We start from the raw sequence: 17,462 nt of genomic DNA on the forward strand, positions 1-17,462 counted from the left end.
CTATCCGCGATTATTGTAAAATTAAAAAAGAAAAACACACCAAGAAGTAAAAAGGCATTAAAAGAGCCTCTTACTCTTAGTGTGCTTAGATTTTTGGTACGCTTACGAAAGTAAACGATTGGTATTTAAAGAGACAAAGCCGTACCTATTCAGCACGCAGATCAATAGCCGCTTCAAAATCTTCTTCATCCAAACCTAAATTAAAGGCAATATAGAAAGGCTCAGAGGCGGTGTGATCATCGCCATAAACACGAATGGCAATCATATAAGCTCCATCACGCGGTGCACCTGTACCAAAGAAATTATCCACTTCAAATTCCAAGTGAGTATGGACACCACCTTCACGATCCGCACGATCAATTAATCCATAGGTGTCACCAGAAAAGACATTCTCACTACCAAAAATGGTTTCTTCTCCACGTAACCCATACAATAAAACTTCTTCAGTAAAGCTGCCTGTTACCCACTCCAGGCCGTTAAAATAATGCAACTGACCAACGGCGTTGTACCAAATGGGCTCAAAATCATTAAAGGTTCCATCTTCTGCAAGAAACCCAGGGTCATCCGTCGCGTATGGATTTTCGCCTTCACCAAATTCGGCTTCCAAAATTTTCCAACCCGTATCTTTATCAAGCGGAGCTAAATTTAATACTTCAACTTGACCAGATGGCTTAACGCCTAAATCAACATCAAAATGTTCAGCATTCGCACTCTGAGAAAGCAGTGCTGCTGATAACAAAGCACCACCTAGAATATTTTTAATCATATTAATTTCCAGTATTTAAATAAGATAAAAACCCTGCCCTGCTCTTTACAAACAGCGTATTTTTCAAAAGATAATCGTTGTTTTTTTGAACAAGACATAAAAGCAGCAGTAAAAAAGGGCACTTACTGCTCGAAAATTGATGAAAATAGGCATCACCAATTCGCCACTCACTGTCTTATGGATAATTTTTAAACCATATTTTGAACGATAAAAAGAAATTTCATTTTTTGCGTGTCGACAACTCGTTATGTTATAACATAACTTAATATTTATTAAAATGACAATTCAACTGAATAATTTTTTAATACTTTTATTAAATAATCTCAAAAAAGATAAATTCATTAATTTAAACGAAGGAAACATCATGCGGCTGTCCAACGCAAACTCAATGGGATTTACCTCCTTAATCGTAATAGCCAGTATTGGTATGTCAGCTTGTGGGGGGCAAAGCAGTGGTGGTGAACGCATGAGCCTTACCGAAACACCAATAGCACCAGATCAAAATCCATCAACACCGGCGCCAGAGCCAGAACCAGAACCAGAACCAGAACCAGAACCAGAACCAGAACCAGAACCGCCACTGATTATCACCGTAGAGGCAACCCATCCCAATGCCAGTGATGAAAACAATGGTGTCCCTGAAGAAGAAGGCGGTTCCGGACCCTTTAAAACGTTACAAGCAGGATTAGATAATTTATTACCCGGCGGAACGCTTTACGTTAAAGCAGGGGTAGACGCTAACGGTGAACGCTATCGCTATCAAGTCGATACAGCTGATACCACCACAACAAGCCAAGGGTTTGTGTTGAATACGTCTGGTAGCGATATCACCCCAATTCACATTGAAGGTATCGCAGACAATAATGGTCAAGCACCACTTATTGACCAAGGGCAAACCCAATCGAGTGAAACACCCCTTAGCGGCATAGTCTTAAACTGTGTGAGTCACATTACCATAAAAAATATGGAAATTCGTAATGTCAACGACGCAGGGGTTACCTCATCGCTAAGTGGATGTGAAACCTCGAATATCACCTTAGAAAATCTTGTTATTCATGATGTTTTTGGTGAAGAATGGGTAGCCGGTATTCGACTCGCCGGTGTGAGTCACGCCTTGGTAAAGGGCAATACAATTTATGATATTTTTCAAGAATTACCCACAACACAATCCGTTTTAGATGCACCCAATACCGTAAATGAAACTGTCACTGATATTACCATTACAGACAATACCATCAGCAATAGCACCACCGGTGTTTATCTCAATAGTGCCCGCGCGCGCGCGCTCGAAAACATTACGATTTCTGAAAATACGTTTACGGATATCAATGTTGCGGTACAAGCATCAGCAGGAAATGATCAAGCACCGCCTATAAATTCGATATCGGTACACCATAACCTTGCTGAAAATATGGATCACTTTCTTCATGCGGATCAAGCACCGCTTATTGCCACATTTGACAATTTTCGTATTTTTAATAACACCGTAGTAAAAACCAATAAACCCGCACTTGAATTTAGAGGCGTCAATGCAGTGTCGGTTTACAATAATATTTTCACTGAATTACAAGATGATGTAGTGGTAACACGACACTCTCCCAATGCGGAAATCACAGAACAATTTACACGCTTCGATTACAATGCCTATTGGCAAGCAGACAGCTTAGCTTGGACATTAGATTTAGGAGGAAGTGAGCAAGCTCGTGTTCTCACACTGGAAACCTGGGCACAAACGGAACACCCTGAACTCATGTCGGCTGTGGGCACAAACTCCACAGTGACCGCGCCAGGCTTTGAAAATGCTGAAATAAGAGATTACCGCTTAAGTGTCGATTCACCTTTACGCGGAGCTGGGTTAAACCAAGTTGATTTAGGGGCTTATTCTGACAACGAAGCGCCCTAAGTAAGTCCTCTTTTAAGTAGAAGATCCAATACAGTAACCGAGACTTGTGCTCGGCTGCTGTATTGATTAGCGGTATTGATACTGCCTTTGTTTGTTATGTGCGATCACTCTTTAATTGACCATAATTCCTGATAAATCCACCTGAGCCCTTTGGCTAAGCCAACTGGAAAAGTTGAGTAATGATCTGTGCCTTGAACAATTTCATCTTGTAGATTTAGCCCCGCATAATTTCGAGAACGTAAACGGGAAACGAACTTTTGATGCCCTTTAACCATCTCCTTCATCCCGTTCTCAGGTGTTTCTAATGAGCATGTGGCATAAAAAACATTGATCTTAAGATTTTTGTTGTTTTTTGCGTAAAAATCTTCGGTTGCAGTGATGGTATTATTTTTCCACCAAAGAGAAGGGCTAGTTAAGATGTAGCTAGAAAACATCTCGGGCTTGGTAAGGAAAACCCAAGTACCAAAAGAACCACCAAGTGAATGCCCAGCAAGAATGCGCTTATCGGGGTCAGCGCGAAATTTTTCCTCAATAAATGGGAACACTTCTTTTTCTATAAATGTCAGGTACTCAGCAGCTCCTCCTGTTTTGTAGCTTTTCCAGCTTTTATCTTGTTCAGGAGTTAGATCTCTAACTCTGCTAAATTGCCCATTTTCCCCGTGCGCAAAAGCTATACCGACAATTATTGCTTTATCCATACTCGGAAAGTGCGTAACACCTGATGCGACTTTGAAAGTATGGGGTCCATCATTCAAATATAAAACTGGGTACGTTTTCTTTTCGCTTTCTTTCGCTAAATAGTCGTGCGGAACCTTAACATATATATCATATTCACGACCTAAATTAGATGAACTTATGGTGTAAATCTCTGAATTTTTTATTTCAAATGATCTCTCTACCTGAGTTACAGAAGCAAAAGTATTTGCCTGAAGAAAAAGAAAAAATACTGCAGTCAAAAAAATTCTATTCATGTAATTACTACCTATTGCACATAGCGAGACTGTAGAAAAACACAAACTACACCCTTCAAATTTTGTTAATTTTTTGCGCCAAATAATCTAAACAAAAATAAATTCTGGCACCACTTTACAAATTGATCAAAAAACAAGCTGCCCAATCGATAAACCCAGTTTATACTCAATCAAGCAGTTCAACGCGAACTCAAATGTTCGGCTTGTATCTGACGATTGAAATCAATCGGAACCAATGTGATTTACTTGAGGTGTACGGGATAAAATTTGGCACGCCTGGCTATTATTCAGCCAAGAGTATCAACTATTAGAATCAACTATGCCAAAGTTTAAGTTTTTCTACAGTCTCAACGCCGCCAGCAGGCGGCCGATAACCCAGAGCGAAGCGGCGGTTTTTTGGTATTCTTTTTTAAATGTTTATTAGAATTTCTCTTTGGACGGTCATTGGCCCTCTTTTAAACGTGCCTTTAAAAAGGCCGCTTTAGCTGCTGCACTCCGTAGCTTATACTCATGTATAATGCCCCCAATACAATACCCCAAAATGCACTGCCAATACTCAATAACGACATTCCCGAAGCCGTCACTAAAAATACAATTAACGCGGGTTCTCTGTGTTTCTCATCCGTAATAGCACCAAAAAGACTATTACCAATAGTGGCCAATAACGCTAACCCCGCAATGGCTAAAATAAGAGGTTTAGGGAAGGCAGCAAATAACGCAACCACCGTTGCACCAAAAACCCCGGCAATAAGATAGAACACACCTCCCCACACGGTCGCCCAATAACGTTTATCGGCCTCTTCATGAACATCCCTTCCCATGCAAATGGCGGCGGTTATTGCCGCCAAACAAAAACAAAAACCACCAAAACACGCAAAGACAATACCGGTTATGCCCGTCCAGCCGACCAATGGTGATACATTCACGGTATATCCATTAGCCCTTAACATTGCCACGCCCGGCATATTCTGAGAGGCCATAGTGACAATAAACAGCGGTACGGCAATACTGATAATGGCATCTAACGTAAAAGTAGGAGCCGTCCAGACAGGCTCTGTGAGAGTAAAATGCACCTCTGACAACGAAAGCGTACCTTGAGTAAACGCAATCACCACACCACTTAGCAATACCAACGGAATCGCGTAGCGAGAAACCAATTGTCGTGCCATTAAATAACACAGCAACATGGTTCCAACCAAAAAGGCGTTATTTTCAAAGCCAACAAAAACGTCTAAACCAAACCTTAGTAGTATTCCTGCCAACATAGCCGAGGCCAACGCCGAAGGCACTCGGTTCATTAACCGCTCAAAAATGCCCGTAAACCCAACTAACGCGATCAACACCGAACAGACGATAAAAGCACCCACCGCCTCACTTAAGTTGAACCCAGGTAGGCTGGTCACCAATAGCGCTGCTCCTGGCGTAGACCAGGCACAAGCCACTGGGGTTTTATAAAAAAGCGATAAGCCAATACACGATAATCCCATCCCCAAGCCCAATGCCCACATCCAGGAGCTGATTTCGGCTTCAGAAGCACCGGCAGCAGCGGCGGCCTGAAAAATAATCGCAGCAGCACTGGCATACCCCACCAATACTTTAACGAAGCCCGCCACAATAGCGGGCACATTAAATATGTCCTGTACAAATGTTCTCGTCATAATGCCTTCACTTATCACTACTGATACATTGATTAACCGTAGTTAACCAACCGTTATTAACCAACGAAGAATTGCGTTTGAAATGATGATATTGGCTTTGATTGCAAAAAGAAATTACGACAAAAGCATAAGGCGCCCAGAGCCTTAAACAAAGCGACTTTTCCAGCCTCCCTCAAAATGTTATGTTATAACAATAAAAATATGGATTGAGAGTCATTAAACAAGAATCATTAAACAAGAGCCATTAAACAAAAGTCATTCAAGCTCAAGCAAGAGTGATTAAACCAAGGATGATTAACTAAGAGTCAGCAACGAAAGGCAGCTGGTTTCAATAACTGATTCATCTGAATAAATTTCGTCTGAATAAATAAAGGCATAGCCCCATGCAAAATACCTCCCTCCCCGTTACCGTGCTGTCCGGGTTTCTCGGTGCCGGCAAAACCACTGTGCTCAACCACATCCTCAATAATAGGGAGGGGTTGCGTGTCGCCGTAATTGTTAATGACATGAGTGAAGTCAATATTGATGCAAGCACCATCAAAAACGAAGTTACACTCAATCGCCAAGAAGAAAAGCTGGTTGAAATGTCTAACGGCTGCATTTGCTGTACTTTGCGGGAAGATTTACTCATTGAGGTCAGAAGGCTCTCTGAAGCGGGCCAGTTCGATTACCTGCTTATTGAATCCACGGGAATTTCTGAGCCTCTGCCTGTCGCAGAAACCTTCACCTTTGCCGACGAAGATGGTATTTGCCTGTCAGATGTTTCCCGGTTGGATACCATGGTCACGGTCGTCGATGCCGCCAATTTCCTCAGTGATTACAAGAAAGCGAAATACCTTAACGATATTGGAGAAAGTCTCGGTGAAGAAGACGAACGCACAGTAGCAGATTTATTGGTGGACCAAATTGAGTTTGCTGATGTTATTTTACTCAGCAAAACCGATTTAGTCAGCACTTCCCACACTGAAGAGACCATTGCAATCCTCAAGTCCCTGAATAAAACAGCGGAAGTGATCCCGATTTCACAGGGCAATATTAACCTTAAAAAAGTACTGGGTACCGGCCTTTTTGATTTTGAAAAAGCACAACAATCTCCGGGCTGGCTCGCCACGTTAAGAGGAGAGCACACTCCAGAAACAGAAGAGTATGGTATCAGCAGCTTTGTTTATGAAGCCAGACGTCCCTTTCATCCTAAAAAATTCCATGAATTTTTACACAACGAAAAAACCACCGGTAAACTCTTACGCTCCAAGGGGTATTTTTGGTTAGCCAGCCGACCAGAATTTGCCGGCAGTTGGCAACAGGCGGGCGGCATTGCACGCTATGGGTTCGCAGGCATGTTTTGGAAAGCCATACCTGAATCACAATGGCCAGAAGATGAAGAATACCTTGAGTCTATTAAAAGTCGCTGGGTAGAACCGTTTGGTGACATGAGACAAGAATTGGTCTTTATTGGGCAAAACCTCGATCAAGCATTCATCACCCAGGCTCTCGATGACTGCCTGCTTACCGATGAAGAATTGCTCGCGGGAAAAAGCGAGTGGCTTACACTCGAAGACCCTTTTCCTGTGTGGCAAGAACAATGATATGAAAAAGAGTAAAAATTAAGCGATAACAGTCACCATCATAATATTACTCAACGGGTAGTTTAAGCGCTTTCTATGCTAAGCTGCCCCAAACATTCATCAGCATTTCAATTTCTACTCACGTTCTCCCTCAGTGGGCAAAAGCGACATCATTATGACCTCTTCTGCTGTACCGGCTATCATCATTACCGGTTTCCTTGGCACCGGAAAAACCACGGCTATTCAACACTTAATGAAGCAAAAACCTTCTCATGAACGATGGGCGATTCTCATTAATGAGTTTGGTCAAATAGGAATGGATGAGCAACTTTTGTCACCGGGGGTTTCTCAGAAATCCGGCATTTTCACAAAAGAAGTACCGGGTGGTTGCATGTGCTGCACCAGTGGGCTGCCCATGCAAATAGCACTGAATATGCTGATTGCCAAATCAAAACCTCACAGACTTATTATTGAACCCACAGGCCTCGGTCACCCAAAAGAAGTGATTGAAACACTCAGTAGCGAGTATTATCAAGAGGTTATCAAACTCGCTTTGGTTGCCACGTTAGTGGACCCACGACATTTTCACCAAGACAAATACCTCTCTCATGAAACTTTTCGGCAGCAATTAAGTATTGCCGATGTCATCATCGCAAACAAAAGCGATTTATGCGAAGAGTCAGACCATATTGCGCTGAGGCAATTTCTCGATCATGAAATACACCAAGACCTACCCGTTATATGCTCAGAACAAGGGCAAATATCACTGGAGGATGTCAAACTCTATGCCCGAGCGAAAGTAGAACCGCCCATTCAGCCTCTGAACATTGACGAACCCAAACCTACCCTTATCTCAACTCCCGTTACTTCACGAGTATTAAAAAACAATCGCTTATCGCCCATTCCTGCGGAAGCGAATCGCAACCTGCAAGAGCCAACGAACTGGCCAGAAGAAGGTTATATCTTTGCAAAAAATACCGCTGAAAATTATTTCAGCTACGGTTATCGTTACCCTTATGAGTGCCTTTTTAATCAAAAGGTCCTGCAAGATTTTTTTGATGCTATTCAAGCCATCAGAGTAAAAGCCATTATTCGAACCGAACAGGGCTTTATTCAAATTAACCGCGCTTATGACACCCTCTCCACACACAAAACCACCCCCTTAAAGGAAAGCCGCTTAGAATTTATTACTGAACAACCTATTGCCAGTGAATTATTGAATCTGCTTCAAGAGGCAGTGACATCATAACTCGTCACTTAGGGATTGTTGATGCCCACTCTTCTTTCAACTCACTGTCTGAATACTCTTTCAACTAAAAATAAGGACTATTCATTCTAAAGTGCTATCAATGATTTTTTTAGCACACGCTATCAAACATTATTTTCAAATAAAAACAGCCATCCCAAATAATCAAAAAACAAAAAAAATTAAAACCGCTTAATGTTTTTTTACACAAAACCCTCCTCTCTTAAAAATCAATAAAAATTAACATTTCTTTTCTAGATTTGGCGCTTCCTTTCTCTCCCCAAAGAACGTTATTCACAAAAACTCTGGTACCATTTAACTGCACAACAAAAAAACCAAAAAGAATTTTTCAACTTCTAAAACAATTTTACTCACAAACAAAACCATGATTTCAAAGGAAGATCCCATGAAAGCCTTAACATCCTCTATATTTATAATTTTTTCTCTCACATTACTTGCATCATCACACACACTCTCGAAGCCTGACGAAATACAACACACACCAAGTAACGACAAAAAAAACTACCTCATTCAATTTTCCGACAATTCATTTATTTCAAAAACCGAAAATCAGATAAAAGAAGAACGCGAAGAAATTATTCAAGCAACGGGAGGAAAAATTCGGCATCACCTTTACAACATAAATACCATTGCTGTGTTACTCACCTCTGAGCAAGTTCAAAAACTGAAAGCACACTCTACAGTTAAGCGAATAGAAATTGATCCTATAAGAGAGCTACAAACTGTCAGCCCAACCAATAAAAAATACAAAAAAAATGCTCATTCAAAAAAATCAATATGGAAAAATACCAAAAAAAGCCGATGGATAAAACAAAAACCGAGCTGGGGTGTTAATGCCGTGCAAGCAGGTGCACCGCTCACAAAGTGGGTACCAAATGGTATTACCGTTTGTGTGATTGATACAGGGTATGATATCGACCATCCTGATTTACAATTAAATAATGTCTATGGTGATACTTATGGGCCTATTGAAGGTAATTGGTACGAGCCCATTGATTCTCATGGACCTCACGTTACCGGAATTATGTTTGCTCTAGACAATAACCTAGGCACCGTCGGAGTAACTCAAAATGCGGCATTCAATTTGTATGTAGCAGGCTTTGTGAATAAAAGTCTGGAGATTCGTAGCTCAGACATCATGAAAGCCCATGAAGGCTGTGCAGAGGCCGGTGCCAATATTGTCAACATGAGTTTAGGCTTTCTTGAATCGTCTGAAATTGAAGCGGATTTTTATGCACAGCAATATAAAAAGGGTATTTTAACCATTGCAGCTTCAGGTAATTTTCAAAGTAGCCAATATGCCTACCCAGCGTCTTACCCTTCTGTCGTGGCGGTCGCAGCGGTAGACAGTCATCTAGAACCTGCGTATTTCTCCCAATATACCGACCAAATTGAACTGTCTGGGCCAGGTATGGCAATACGCTCTACCGTTAATGCCGGTGAAGGCTGGGATGCCAGCCTGTATGTTGGCCGCACATCATTCCTCGATAACGAAGTCGTTCCCTTAAAACGTGTCATGTTTAATGAATTTAATCTGTTTGATAACATCTCTTTTCCTGGAGCCGCTTATGGAAAGTTGTTTCATTGCCCCAGTAGCCTTGATTGCTCTGGCGCCGCCGGTAAAATCTGTTTAATTGAGCGAGAGTTTGAAGAAAATTTTCTCGACTATCCGGAAATAAATGCAGTCATGAGCTGCCAAGACGCTGGTGGCCGAGGCGCCATTATTTACTCTTCAAAAACACGCCCCGGATTACAAGACACCAATTTACTCGACACAACATTTTCTCAAAACATTATCGCCGTCAGTGTGGATCGTGAGACAGGTAAAAAACTCAAAACACTCATTGGCCAGAAAACCTACCTGCGTGTAAATCATGGCAGTAATCATGAATACCTCAGCGGCACCTCAATGGCCACACCGTATGTGACCGGTGTTGCTGCTATTGCCTGGTCCTACCACCCACACTGTACCGCACAAGAGATTAGAGCCGCACTTTCTGCCACAGCCCTGGATCTTCATACTCCAGGTAGAGACGACTCCACAGGTTTCGGCCTTGCGCAAGCCAATGCAGCCGTCGATTTTCTTAACAAAAATGGATGCCCGCTACTGAATTGACCTATAAGAAATATAATGACAACTCACTCAAAATAATGTCTTTTCAATAAAAATAGCTGACGAATAAAAGGGAAAACTCAATACCATTTCATCGTTTCGAACCATCACTTCACCTTGACGAAAAATGCAAGCAACTTTATGATCAAGGTGAAGTGTCTTTGAGCCACTTTCTTACGATTCACTAACCTAAACACACAGCCACACCCTAAAAGAAAACCTTTTTAATTTTTATTACTGCTGTACCCCATAGCCGTCAACCCAATGAATAAACCCAATAAACCTGGGTAAATGAGCAAAAAATCAATGAGCACGTCAGAATCTGACTATTTACAGCACTACAATATACACAACTACGATACGCCGTTATGCACAGTAGATATGTGTATATTTTCAGTGTTAAACGATAGCGTTAACGTTTTATTAGTCAAACGCTCTGAACACCCAGAACGAGGAAAATGGGCACTGCCTGGAGGATTCGTTCACCCTGAAAAAGATCAAACCTTAGACGACACGGCCTATAGAAAACTGTTTGAAAAAACCGGAGTGGCCTCGCCCTATCTAGAACAAGTTGGCACTTTTGGTAATAATTCGAGAGACCCAAGAGGATGGTCACTCACCATTGCTTACTTCGCGCTTATCAATAGCAGTGACATCACTCTTTCTGCCAATGAATCTTCTGAACGAGCCCAATGGGTTCCTATTCATGAGTTAAATGACTACTGCCCAATGGCCTTTGATCATCTAACTTTATTCACGCACTGTTATGAACGGCTGAAAAATAAAGTTCAGTACACTTCACTCCCCATTAATCTTTTACAAGAAGAATTTACCTTAAGTGAGTTACAACAACTTTTTGAAATTTTACTCAACAAACACCTAGATCGAAAAGCATTTCGAAGACGATTTTTAGATGCCGATATTATTGAAGAAACCGGCAATATGAGAGCCAGCCATACGCGCCCTGCAAAATTGTATCGTGCCAAACAACTGGGTGCAGAACATTATTTTTTACGCTCCATTGAAGGTCCACGCTCTTAACTTTCTTTCTTGAAAATCAATTTCCTATACACAATGAATCACAACAGCTCAAGGCGGCATCTAAAAAATTGAAAAACATTGTCGTGATTTTCATTTAAATGAAAATCATCCCAACCCCAATTTAGACTGGCCAGTCTAAGTTCATATCAATATTACTCATTTATTTTTTAACAAATGCTTGATTTTCATTCAATGTTTTCTACAAACTATAGAAGACATCTCTTTCATCATGACAGTACTGGATGTTTTGGATCTGATTTTACATCCTCAAAAACGGATACCGAAAAAACGGTATCGTGAAAAGTTGGATCATCAACGGAGGTAGCTTTGTCTACTCTCACATCTTAAAAATGATAATAATTAAAATAGGTTACTGTATGAAATCAATAAATCATTGGGCATACTCCATTATGCTCACCGTTACCTTATGGATGACACTGGTCAGCACGCAAGCGATTGCAATTTGCATCAATATCGATATACCAGATACGCCACTGTATACGTTTGATGATGAAGGAATTTTCATTCAAACCCACGATGGATTGGAATTGGACGCCAATATATTTATTCCCACAGGGGCCAGCGAAGAGGATAAACGCCCTGCCATCATTTTTATTAATAGTTGGGCACTCAATGACAACGAATATTTAGCCCCTGCAAAACGATTTGCAGAAAAAGGTTACGTTGTTTTCAGCTATACCACTCGTGGTTTTGGCTGCTCAGAAGGCAAAGTCAGTGTTGTGACTGACGATGATATGAGTGACCTTTCCTCTGCCGTTGATTATTTAGATTCTCTTGGTTTCGTCGATATCGACAATATTGGCGCGTCAGGAATTTCATACGGCTCGGGTATTTCTCTTGTTGGTCTTGCCAAAGAACCCAGAATAAAAACGGTGGCCGCAATGAGCACTTGGGATTCCATCGTTGACTCCATATACAAAGACAATACCACGCGCCTTGCGTGGGGAGCGGTTCTGGTTCTCAGTGGCGAGGTCATCGGAAATCTGGACAATGAAGTTCGAAAGGTTTACACCAGTATATTGACCAATAAAAATATTGATTACGTTCGAGAATGGAGCGCAAAGCGCTCTCCTCGCTCTTACATCGATTTAATCAACGAACGTAACGCACCAGTTTTTATCGCTAACAATTATGGTGATGGGTTATTTCCTCCTAATGGTGCTATGGCGCTGTATTCCAAATTAACCACTCCGAAACATTTAGAATTAAATCAAGGCGAACATGCCACTGGCGAGCTAGACGGTTTGTTAGGGCTGGATAGCTTCACCTGGACAAATGCCGAAAATTGGTTTGATTACTGGCTGAAAGGCGATACCAGCCTGAACATTCCCAATGAGAGAGTTTTTATTGAAACCGACCTCAATAAAAAGCGCGAAGTCTATTCCCAGCTGCCTGATGAGATTGCCGATACCCAAACTTTTTACCTTACGCCCAGTGGTTTACTTCGAGACGGTTCTCTGTCTGAACAACCCTACCAAGGCAGGGAGACATCAAACCGAATTATGGCGGGCATTGATAGCGGTGCATGGAGCGGAATTCCTATTCTGGCCAGCATATTCGATGGTAATTTAGGAGAGCCTGTTACAATGAGACGTCTGTTGTTCAACTCTCTCGCCGGGCAATGGTATGAATCACCTACTCTCACTCAAGGTATGCGTATTCGAGGGATTCCCAAACTGGATTTGGAGGTCAGCAGCAATACTGACCATTTTCAAGTGGTCACCTATCTCTATGATATTGCGCCCAATGGTCTTGCTACTTTAATTAATTATGCCCCTTACAGTCGGCATGATTTGGAGCGAGGAGAAAATGTGCAATTTACGATGGAATTGACCGCAGCCGCCTACGACATACCCGCTGGGCATAAACTGGCTGTTGTGATCGATACTTTCGATTTACTTTTTACTCCCCCCTCGATTCTTCCTTACTCTTTGAATTTTCATTACAGTCGAGAGTTTCAACCCAAAATTGAGATACCAGTACTCTAAAATGCCTATCGTATAGATACAAAAAAAAGCCCGCTATAACTTGCGGGCTTTTTATTTTCACATTTAGAAAAATAGAATCAAAGAAATCAATTCTAACAAATAGACACCAAGAAAAAAGAAACTACAAAAGTGTAATGCCTTCAGGGGTAATATTGATTTTTTTGCCTTTGTATAGTTTTCCTAATGCTTTTTTGTAGTTGTTTTTACTCACCCGAAATAATCGATGTACCTCTTTTGGATCGGCTTTATCGCCCAAGTCAGATACACCACCATGAGCTTCAAGGTATTCAAGTATTTTTTCACACAACTCATCACGACCCTGCCCCGCAGGCAACTGCAGGCTAACATTGATTTTTCCATCTGGGCGAATACTTTTAATATAGCCTTCGATTTTTTCACCAAATCTTACCGGGCGAAAAGCATCATCTCGGAACAACAAGCCAAGGTGACTATTTTCAATCACCACTTTATAGCCTAGTTCGCTTTTCCCCCATACTTGTAATTGAACTGCTTGACCTGGTTTAAACACTCCAAAACGTTCTGGCAAATGACGATTTAATTTACTGCTTGCCACAATTCGATCTGTCGCGGCATCCACATACACATACACCATATGGGATTGCCCTACCTCAAAACGCATATGTTGTTCTGAGAACGGAACCAACAAATCTTTGGGTAGGCCCCAGTCCATAAACGCGCCCATACGATTCACATCAGTGACTTTTAAATAAGCACATTCACCCACCATCACACGTGGTGTTTCCGTGGTCGCAATATAGTCGTCTTCCGAGTCCAGGTAGATAAACACATCCAGCATGTCACCAATTTGGGTATTCTCTGGCACATAACGCTTGGGCAGCAGAACGTTATCCAACTCTTCTGCGTACAGAAATACCCCAAAATCTACAGCTTTGACTACTTGCAACCGATTTAGCCTACCCACTTCTACCATACTACGTTCACCACGCTGTCTTCATTTTTAACCCATTGACCATCCCCATTCAAATCCCGCTTACCACATTAAATCATCGGGGATTTCAAACTGAGCGTAGTAAGCTTCATCAGAATCTTCTTCAACACTATCCACGTCTGCAGGCGCATCAGCCAACGCCTGTTTAGTGTTGTATACCAATACGGTTGACTCATCTCGCTCACGAATTTTATCCGCAACCGGGCGGGGAATAACTTCATAATTCTCACCCAGCCTAGCAATACACAACACACCACGAGTCACCTGATCAGACATTTTGGCGGTTAACAGAATTCGCTTGATGGTTTTATCATCAGTAAAGTTAAACTCAACGTCACCGTTGCCTTTGTCGATACGATTCATTTGCACCAATTGAATGACTTGAGCGGCAATCGCTTTACGTTCAGCCTCCGCATTCTTTTGCTGATTCAACTGACGATCTTTTTCCTGCTTTGCCAAACGTGCGGCCTCAGCCGCCTGCTGAGCCTCAGGAATACTTTGCTCTTTACTACGGCGCTCGACATTCTTCTGCTTTTTCTTTTCTTTCGTGATTTGCTTAGCTTTTTTCTTATCCACAAGCCCAGCACCAAGCAATTGATCTTGCAAGGATTTACTCATAAAAACACCTATTTTATCTGCCGTTTTCTTCTAAGGTTTTCTTCCAACATTCAGCATGGGTAAGCGGCTTTACACCCTCTGTTTACCCTGCCCTTCTGCAATGACGGTCATTATGCCATCAAACCGCCCCATATCACTGGTAAAAGCATAAAAATTCACGTTTCAATAAGCGAGAGCGGTTCAGACCATTAAAGATACCGGTTAAAACATAAGCTTTAGGAGAGAACACCAAAATAAACCGCGATGACCACAGCATATCGAGCGCCCTTCCCAATGGCCGTCAGTACAATGAGCCAAGCAAAGGGCACACGCATTACGCCAGCAAGAAACGTTAAAGCATCCCCAACGATAGGCAACCAAGCGAATAACAAGCTCCACTTTCCATATTGTTGAAACCAACCTTGCGCCCTCTGGCGTTGATGGCGTTTAAAGGGAAACCAAGGTTTTGACTCAAGATGAATCAAATAACGACCCAGTACCCAGTTCACTACCGCCCCTAAAGTGTTACCCAAGGTCGCCACAGCCCATAACCCTACCGTGGGATAGGATTTTGCCAGTAAAGCAACCAGTGTGACTTCCGAAGAAAAAGGCAATAACGTGGCCGCGCCAAGCGCGCTAAAAAATAAGATTAGATAACTCAGAGGGCTTGCTCCACCGGTGTGCAATCGAGGGTATTATTACTGCAAAAAACCGCCTTAGCAAAGCCGTGAAATAAACGACGTTGCGCAGAATGATAAGGCATATACTCTGGGTGCCACTGAACACCTAGAATACAGCGGTTCTTATCCTGACTTTCTACCGCTTGAATAAAATCATCTTTATCTTGAGCCGCAATACATAACCCCTTTGCCAAACGATCGATGGCCTGATTATGTAAACTGTTAACTTTGACAGCTTTTTTATTTATCAACCGATTGATTTTTGTACCCTTAATCAAGCTTGCCAGCTTTATAGGAAATAAACTATTGCGATTGGGCGTCATTCGCCTTTTTAAACGAATATCCGTATACAAACTCCCCCCCAGTACTACATTAATCAATTGCGCACCACGGCAAATACCCAAAATGGGAATATCACATGCTATGGCCATACGAACCATAGACATCTCCAAATTATCACGCTCTGGATCATACTTAGCACCGGCATCGCCGGTCATACCATAATGCTCGGGCTCGATATCGTCGCCCCCACCAATAATGATACCTTTCACACCAGGTGGTATTTCTTTTGAAACCGGGGTTAAATACACCCCCCTAAGCCCGACCATCCAAAGCATAAATCGTGTTGCCCACCACCCAAAGCGCCACCGTCTATAGGCACCAGTAACAATAACCAAAGGCCTCACCTTATTCATAAAGAGGCTCCCCAGCAACCCAGCCGGCTGCTCGGGTAGCCCATCGACTCTCAATGGGGTACGCCATTCGTGCAAGTTCAACAAGGTACTCATCAATCATATCTTTAAGCTGTTTAGGTCGATGAGCGAGCTTTTCAACTTCCAGCCATAAACACCATGGAAAATACAGACTCCAGTCTGGATTATCGATATCGCAATTAGGTAATCGATAGTGAAATGTGGGACGGGGTTTAATTCTTGTGTCATCGACCACTTTCCTCACACGAGCTTCATCCAAATAAACAAATAAAGGCAAAAGATCCAAACTGCGGTTACGTGTTGGATTGTGTTCTAAATAATCATCAATTAACTGTTCCATAGAGGGGTTGTAGTCACTATCGAGTACTAATTCGATGTATGAACTGTCAAAATGCTTAACATACATGGTTAAACGACGAGTTATATCTACGTTTTCCTGTTCAACAATCCAATCGTAAAGACAAAAATACGCTCTCAAATAACGTACTATTGTACTCACTTCTAGGTCGGGCAATTCAGGGTTTAAATGCACACCAAAAGCATGATGCAGAGCATTACGAGTTCCCAAAGCACCTTTTTCTCGTAAAATTGTTACTAAATCTTCCAATCGTTCTATCTGGTTCAGTTTGATTGGAGGAGTTACTATTTCCCAGGGCACTAACTGCTCTGCAGCCTTGGTCATTAATTCAAAAGCCCGATCTGATAGACCTCCCTCCTCTGAATTATTTTCTTCTTGTTTCACTGCCAAATTTTTCATATATGAAGCATCAAGCTCCACCTTAAAACGCCCAAATTCCGATTGATTAACTTTATATTCTAAAGGGTTTATTTGCTGAATATCGCCGCCATACAAATCACAAATGCAATTTGCCATCGTCTCTATTGAGAGGCCAGAAAGCTCAATTTCAACACCCACTTTCCTTATTTTACCGTCGAACGTTTCAACCTTAATGGGCAGCCAATTTTTTCTCAATTCATCATTCATTTAGTTAAATCCCTTCTCATGTTTACAAAATGCAAAAAATACTCATGAGTGTTACTCTGCACATTCCATACCTGAGCAATTTAGGGTCTTTTATGTATATTTTATTGGCAGACGGGCTATATCCCCCATTAAAATGGTGGATTTAAACCAAAGCAGATGAATTAAACCAACAAGCTATCGGTAAAACGAAAAAATAACTGGCACGCCTCATGCTATCTGATCAC

Annotated in this window: 14 protein-coding genes; 6 read left to right on the forward strand and 8 right to left on the reverse strand. The window is 41.9% G+C overall.

Translation table 11 applies throughout. The annotated features are described in order from the left end of the window. Positions 1 to 145: 145 nt before the first annotated feature. Complete coding sequence (locus LU351_RS03995) at positions 146 to 766, reverse strand: hypothetical protein (RefSeq protein ID WP_232592758.1); 621 nt, start codon at positions 764 to 766, stop codon at positions 146 to 148. 364 nt (positions 767 to 1,130) lie between these two features. Here LU351_RS03995 and LU351_RS04000 point away from each other — a divergent pair, with 364 nt between their 5' ends. Next, positions 1,131 to 2,669 (forward strand): right-handed parallel beta-helix repeat-containing protein, encoded by a 1,539-nt coding sequence (locus LU351_RS04000; protein ID WP_232592759.1) that lies wholly within the window; start codon positions 1,131 to 1,133, stop codon positions 2,667 to 2,669. A 104-nt stretch (positions 2,670 to 2,773) separates the two neighbouring features. Here the strand turns inward: LU351_RS04000 and LU351_RS04005 are convergent, their stop codons facing one another. Then, on the reverse strand, positions 2,774 to 3,640 hold the full coding sequence (locus LU351_RS04005) for an alpha/beta hydrolase (RefSeq protein WP_232592760.1): 867 nt from the start codon (positions 3,638 to 3,640) through the stop codon (positions 2,774 to 2,776). Between the two features lie 467 nt (positions 3,641 to 4,107). After that, entirely contained in the window at positions 4,108 to 5,298 is a 1,191-nt protein-coding gene (locus LU351_RS04010) for a benzoate/H(+) symporter BenE family transporter (protein ID WP_232592761.1), read from the reverse strand. Positions 5,299 to 5,681: 383 nt separating this feature from the next. Between LU351_RS04010 and zigA the strand changes: the two genes are divergently transcribed. The 5 genes from zigA to LU351_RS04035 all read left to right on the forward strand — a co-directional run bounded on the left by zigA (position 5,682) and on the right by LU351_RS04035 (position 13,293). Beyond that, the gene (gene zigA, locus LU351_RS04015) at positions 5,682 to 6,884 is read left to right on the forward strand and encodes a zinc metallochaperone GTPase ZigA (protein ID WP_232592762.1); all 1,203 of its coding nucleotides are present in this window, start codon (positions 5,682 to 5,684) and stop codon (positions 6,882 to 6,884) included. Between the two features lie 154 nt (positions 6,885 to 7,038). Then, the gene (locus LU351_RS04020) at positions 7,039 to 8,112 is read left to right on the forward strand and encodes a CobW family GTP-binding protein (protein WP_232592763.1); all 1,074 of its coding nucleotides are present in this window, start codon (positions 7,039 to 7,041) and stop codon (positions 8,110 to 8,112) included. Positions 8,113 to 8,515: 403 nt separating this feature from the next. Continuing rightward, complete coding sequence (locus LU351_RS04025; RefSeq protein ID WP_232592764.1) at positions 8,516 to 10,246, forward strand: S8 family serine peptidase; 1,731 nt, start codon at positions 8,516 to 8,518, stop codon at positions 10,244 to 10,246. A gap of 303 nt (positions 10,247 to 10,549) precedes the next feature. Further along, entirely contained in the window at positions 10,550 to 11,284 is a 735-nt protein-coding gene (locus LU351_RS04030) for an NUDIX hydrolase (protein WP_232592765.1), read from the forward strand. A 377-nt stretch (positions 11,285 to 11,661) separates the two neighbouring features. After that, complete coding sequence (locus LU351_RS04035; protein ID WP_232592766.1) at positions 11,662 to 13,293, forward strand: CocE/NonD family hydrolase; 1,632 nt, start codon at positions 11,662 to 11,664, stop codon at positions 13,291 to 13,293. Between the two features lie 121 nt (positions 13,294 to 13,414). On the opposite strand, the gene LU351_RS04040 is transcribed toward LU351_RS04035, so the two are convergent. The 5 genes from LU351_RS04040 to LU351_RS04060 form a co-directional block, all read right to left on the reverse strand. Further along, positions 13,415 to 14,245: a CvfB family protein gene (locus LU351_RS04040; RefSeq protein WP_232592767.1), complete on the reverse strand. Its 831-nt coding sequence runs from the start codon at positions 14,243 to 14,245 to the stop codon at positions 13,415 to 13,417. Between the two features lie 60 nt (positions 14,246 to 14,305). After that, positions 14,306 to 14,881 (reverse strand): DUF2058 domain-containing protein, encoded by a 576-nt coding sequence (locus LU351_RS04045; RefSeq protein WP_232592768.1) that lies wholly within the window; start codon positions 14,879 to 14,881, stop codon positions 14,306 to 14,308. Between the two features lie 215 nt (positions 14,882 to 15,096). Continuing rightward, positions 15,097 to 15,474 carry a YqaA family protein gene (locus tag LU351_RS04050; RefSeq protein ID WP_232592769.1) on the reverse strand — a complete coding sequence of 126 codons (378 nt, stop codon included), beginning with the start codon at positions 15,472 to 15,474 and terminating at the stop codon, positions 15,097 to 15,099. Positions 15,475 to 15,518: 44 nt separating this feature from the next. After that, entirely contained in the window at positions 15,519 to 16,235 is a 717-nt protein-coding gene (locus tag LU351_RS04055) for a gamma-glutamyl-gamma-aminobutyrate hydrolase family protein (protein WP_232592770.1), read from the reverse strand. Next, complete coding sequence (locus LU351_RS04060) at positions 16,228 to 17,238, reverse strand: amidoligase family protein (protein WP_232592771.1); 1,011 nt, start codon at positions 17,236 to 17,238, stop codon at positions 16,228 to 16,230. The genes LU351_RS04055 and LU351_RS04060 overlap by 8 nt, the downstream gene beginning before the upstream one ends. Positions 17,239 to 17,462: the final 224 nt, after the last annotated feature.

It is taken from the genome of Marinibactrum halimedae (assembly GCF_021234875.1).
Classification (GTDB): Bacteria; Pseudomonadota; Gammaproteobacteria; order Pseudomonadales; family Cellvibrionaceae; genus Marinibactrum; species Marinibactrum halimedae.

Bases quoted from the DNA above. Each gene is read 5' to 3' on its own strand.
- LU351_RS04010 (WP_232592761.1), bottom strand. From the start codon at position 5,298: ATGACGAGAACATTTGTACAGGACATATTTAATGTGCCCGCTATTGTG.
- LU351_RS04055 (WP_232592770.1), bottom strand. From the start codon at position 16,235: ATGAATAAGGTGAGGCCTTTGGTTATTGTTACTGGTGCCTATAGACGG.
- LU351_RS04040 (WP_232592767.1), bottom strand. From the start codon at position 14,245: ATGGTAGAAGTGGGTAGGCTAAATCGGTTGCAAGTAGTCAAAGCTGTA.
- LU351_RS04000 (WP_232592759.1), top strand. From the start codon at position 1,131: ATGCGGCTGTCCAACGCAAACTCAATGGGATTTACCTCCTTAATCGTA.
- LU351_RS04005 (WP_232592760.1), bottom strand. From the start codon at position 3,640: ATGAATAGAATTTTTTTGACTGCAGTATTTTTTCTTTTTCTTCAGGCA.
- LU351_RS04060 (WP_232592771.1), bottom strand. From the start codon at position 17,238: ATGAATGATGAATTGAGAAAAAATTGGCTGCCCATTAAGGTTGAAACG.
- zigA (WP_232592762.1), top strand. From the start codon at position 5,682: ATGCAAAATACCTCCCTCCCCGTTACCGTGCTGTCCGGGTTTCTCGGT.
- LU351_RS04025 (WP_232592764.1), top strand. From the start codon at position 8,516: ATGAAAGCCTTAACATCCTCTATATTTATAATTTTTTCTCTCACATTA.
- LU351_RS04020 (WP_232592763.1), top strand. From the start codon at position 7,039: ATGACCTCTTCTGCTGTACCGGCTATCATCATTACCGGTTTCCTTGGC.
- LU351_RS04030 (WP_232592765.1), top strand. From the start codon at position 10,550: ATGAGCACGTCAGAATCTGACTATTTACAGCACTACAATATACACAAC.
- LU351_RS03995 (WP_232592758.1), bottom strand. From the start codon at position 766: ATGATTAAAAATATTCTAGGTGGTGCTTTGTTATCAGCAGCACTGCTT.
- LU351_RS04045 (WP_232592768.1), bottom strand. From the start codon at position 14,881: ATGAGTAAATCCTTGCAAGATCAATTGCTTGGTGCTGGGCTTGTGGAT.
- LU351_RS04035 (WP_232592766.1), top strand. From the start codon at position 11,662: ATGAAATCAATAAATCATTGGGCATACTCCATTATGCTCACCGTTACC.